Source organism: Acidovorax sp. GW460-11-11-14-LB4 (assembly GCF_059423685.1).
Genome location: NZ_JBWKYJ010000134.1, coordinates 1 through 3519 on the forward strand (window position 1 = coordinate 1; position 3519 = coordinate 3519).

Annotated in this window: 3 protein-coding genes; all 3 read left to right on the top strand. The window is 64.2% G+C overall.

Annotated features, from left to right (window positions below; translation table 11 throughout):
• The first annotated feature begins 157 nt into the window (after positions 1-157).
• From AC07X4_RS23805 to AC07X4_RS23815, 3 genes are read left to right on the top strand one after another with little or no spacing between them, the layout of a single operon-like run.
• Positions 158-1408 carry a site-specific integrase gene (locus tag AC07X4_RS23805; RefSeq protein ID WP_235516236.1) on the top strand — a complete coding sequence of 417 codons (1251 nt, stop codon included), beginning with the start codon at positions 158-160 and terminating at the stop codon, positions 1406-1408.
• Complete coding sequence (locus tag AC07X4_RS23810; RefSeq protein WP_008903160.1) at positions 1405-2406, top strand: tyrosine-type recombinase/integrase; 1002 nt, start codon at positions 1405-1407, stop codon at positions 2404-2406. The genes AC07X4_RS23805 and AC07X4_RS23810 overlap by 4 nt, the downstream gene beginning before the upstream one ends.
• Positions 2399-3418 carry a tyrosine-type recombinase/integrase gene (locus tag AC07X4_RS23815; protein WP_015012965.1) on the top strand — a complete coding sequence of 340 codons (1020 nt, stop codon included), beginning with the start codon at positions 2399-2401 and terminating at the stop codon, positions 3416-3418. Before AC07X4_RS23810 ends, AC07X4_RS23815 begins: the two co-directional genes overlap by 8 nt.
• Positions 3419-3519: the final 101 nt, after the last annotated feature.

Genomic DNA, 3519 nt, shown 5'->3' on the forward strand with positions numbered 1-3519 from the left:
GCAGCGTTATGCACAGCACGCAGTTATGGACAGTTGGCCAGTCTGAACGCGCCAGAGGCTGTGATCGCCCTGGTAGATCGCAAGGAGGCGGTGCCGTTGAACTGGACATAAGTTCGCAGTCGGCGCATGAATGGTGATCTCACAACTGGAGATCACCATGGACTTGATTCTTTCGATGCACCCGATGGCCAGGGCATGGCTGCTCGATGGCCCGCTGTCTTCATACGTCGGGGCGTTCCAGGCATTGCTGGAGCGCGGCCGGTACGCCGAAGGCAGCTCGGAGACTGCCCTTCGTGCCTGGTCGCACTTTGCCCACTGGATGGCGAAGTGCCAGGTATCTGCCGAACAGATCGACGAAGCCCTCGTCGAGCAGTTTCTGGATTCGCATCTGCCGCGCTGCGACTGCCATCCCGCGGCTCTGCGTACACGCAGCGGCTTGAGCGCCAGTCTCGGACACCTGCTCGCCTTGTTGCGGGAACAGCATGTCATCGTGGAACTGCCAGGCCCCAGCGGTCCCATTGCAGAAGAACTGAACCGTTACAACGTCCACATGCGCGACGCCCGCGGCCTGGCGATAGGCACGCGCGAGGATCGGCTGGTACTCGTAGGTCGTCTGCTGCAATGCAAGTTCGCGGGCAAGGCCATCGCCATCGGCGAGTTGCAGCCGGAAGACGTTCGCGGCTTCATCGCAACCGAGCTCACGCGGGTCAGCAGCGGGTCGCATTCCAGCGCGGTCACTGCTGCGCTGCGGGCCTACTTCCGATACCGCGGGACCTGCGGTGACGCAGTGAACAGCCTGCTCGGCGCTATCTCGTCGCCGGTGCGATGGAGCCAAGCATCGTTGCCGCGCGCGCTGACGACCGAGGAGGTCCAGCGCCTCGAAGCGCATTGCGCCGAGGCCAAGCGGGCTCCGCTGCGCCTGCTGGCCATGGTGCGCCTGGCCTTGGATCTCGGACTGCGCGTGGGCGAGATCGCCAAGCTGGAGATCGGCGACTTCGATTGGCGTGCCGGAACGGTGACCTTGAAGCGAACAAAGTCCCAGCGCCAGGATGTCCTACCGCTGCCGGTGCTCACCGGGCAGGCTCTGGCGGAGTACATGAGACACGAGCGGCCCGCAACCACGCTGCCATCGCTGTTCGTCCGTCGGTTGGCGCCACACGACAAGCCCATCGGCGTCGATGCAGTGAGCCAGGCAATCGGGCGTGCCCTGCGAGGTGCCGGCATCTCACGCGGTTGCCATTCGTTGCGTCACACGCTGGCCTGTCGCCTGGTCAACAGCGGCAGTTCGATCAAGGAGGTCGCCGATGTGCTTCGGCATCGATCGCTGGACACCTCGTTGATCTACGCCAAGCTCGACTTGCAACTGCTTGCCGAGGTCGCTCTGCCTTGGCCTGGGAGTGCATCATGAGCGCCGCAGCATCGGCGAACATCGACCTCACCGCCAAGGTGGAGCAATACCTGACTGAACGCCTGCGCCTCGGGTTCAAGCCGTGCTCCTCTGATCTCGCTGTGCGCAGCTTCACTCGCTTCATGGTCGGAGAGGGACGCGACATCGCGTTGACGGTAGACGTGATGGTCCAGTGGGCGCACCAGGTACAGCCTCGGTATCTCGTGGGCGGCCGGGCCAATGTCGACACGGCAGCGCGCCGACTGGCAACGCTGCGCCCCTTCATGCGCTGGCTCCAGCAGTTCGATCCGACTGTCGAAGTTCCTGACGATTCCAGCTTCGGTCCGATCCCGCGCCGCGTGGCGCCTCACATCTACAGCGAAGCCGAGATCGCGGCATTGATCGTCGCTGCCCGCCGACTCGGCCCCTCGGATGGCCTTCGTGCCACCACCTATGCAACGCTGTTCGGTCTGATCGCATCGGCCGGGCTTCGGGTCTCTGAAGCGATCAACCTGGCCGACTCGGATGCAGATCTGGACGGCGGCATCCTGACCATACAGCAGACCAAGTTTGGCAAGTCCCGCATGGTGCCGCTGCACCCCAGCGTGATCGGTCCGATGGCAGCCTACCGGGCCTTGCGCCGCCAGTACGTGCCTGCGAAGCCGCAGATGACATTCTTCGTGGGCTCGCGTGGCGTGCACCGGGGTGAACCGCTGGGAGATCGGCAGGTGCATCGAGTGTTCTGTCAGCTGCGCGAGCAATTGGGTTGGATCGATCGCGGCGGCCATGGCCGACCGCGGGTGCATGACCTGCGCCATAGCTTCGCCGTGAGACGGATGATCCTGTGGCACCAGCAGGGAGCGAACCTTGACCAACGAATGCTGGCCCTGTCCACGTACATGGGCCACATCAATATCTCCAGCACGTACTGGTACCTGAGCGGCGTGCCGGAGTTGATGGCGTTGGCCGGCGCTCGATTCGAACGCTTCGCCGACGTCGCGGAGAACGACGATGAGTAGTTCTGAACACCGCAAGCCCGCTCCGCCGAGCTTCGCGACGCTGGTCCAGTCCTTCTTCGCCGAGCACCTGACGCAGCAGCGCGCGTTGAGCCCGCAGACCGTTGCGGCCTATCGGGACGCGTTCGTGCTGTTCCTGGACTTCGCCCAGGCGCAACTGCACAAGACGCCCACGACGCTGTCGCTCGCCGACCTGACGCCCGCGCTGATCCTGGACTTCCTCGATCATCTCGAACGCGATCGGCACAACACCGTTCGCAGCCGCAATGCGCGACTGGCCGCGCTGCGCTCGTTCCTGAAGTTCGCGGCCCGGCGAGACGTGACGGCACTTCAGGTCGTCGAGCAGGCGCTCGGCGTGCCGATGAAGCGCTTCGAGCGGCCGATGTTCGAGTTCCTGACACGCGAGGAGATGCTGGCCGTGATCGGCGCGCCAGGAGCGGATTGGATGGGCCAGCGAGACAAGCTGCTGCTGGCCCTGCTGTACAACACCGGTGCCCGCGTGTCGGAGGCAATCGGCGTAAAAGTGGGCGACGTCGTGCTGGCACCCGCCGCCTGCGTGCATCTGCATGGCAAGGGACGCAAGCAGCGGTCGGTGCCGCTCTGGCGATCGACGGTCAAGGTGATCCGCGCCTGGCTGAAGTTCAACCCGGACCTGACTCCCACGTCGGCGCTGCTGCCCAACCGTGGCGGACAGGCGATGACGCGGTCCAACGTGACGCAGCGCCTGGCATTGGCCGTCAAGAAAGCCGCGCTCACGACGCCGAGCCTGGCCGGAAGAACGATCTCTCCACACTGCCTGCGTCACTCGACCGCCATGCACCTTCTGCAGTCGGGCGTGGAAATCAGCGTGATCGCTCTGTGGCTCGGACACGAGAGTCCGGCGACAACGCATCAGTACATAGAGGCCGATCTCGCCATGAAGGAAAAGGCACTGGCCAGGCTTCAGGATCCCAATGTGGTCCCACAGCGGTTCCGGGCAGAAGACGATCTGTTGAAGTTCCTCAAGACCTTGTGATTACGTGAAGTTCAAAGACGCGACCGCAGCCCTCTTGCGAGGGCGGCGACGCCGCGCTGCCGGACCAACTGTGCATAACTGCGTGCTGTGCATAACGCTGC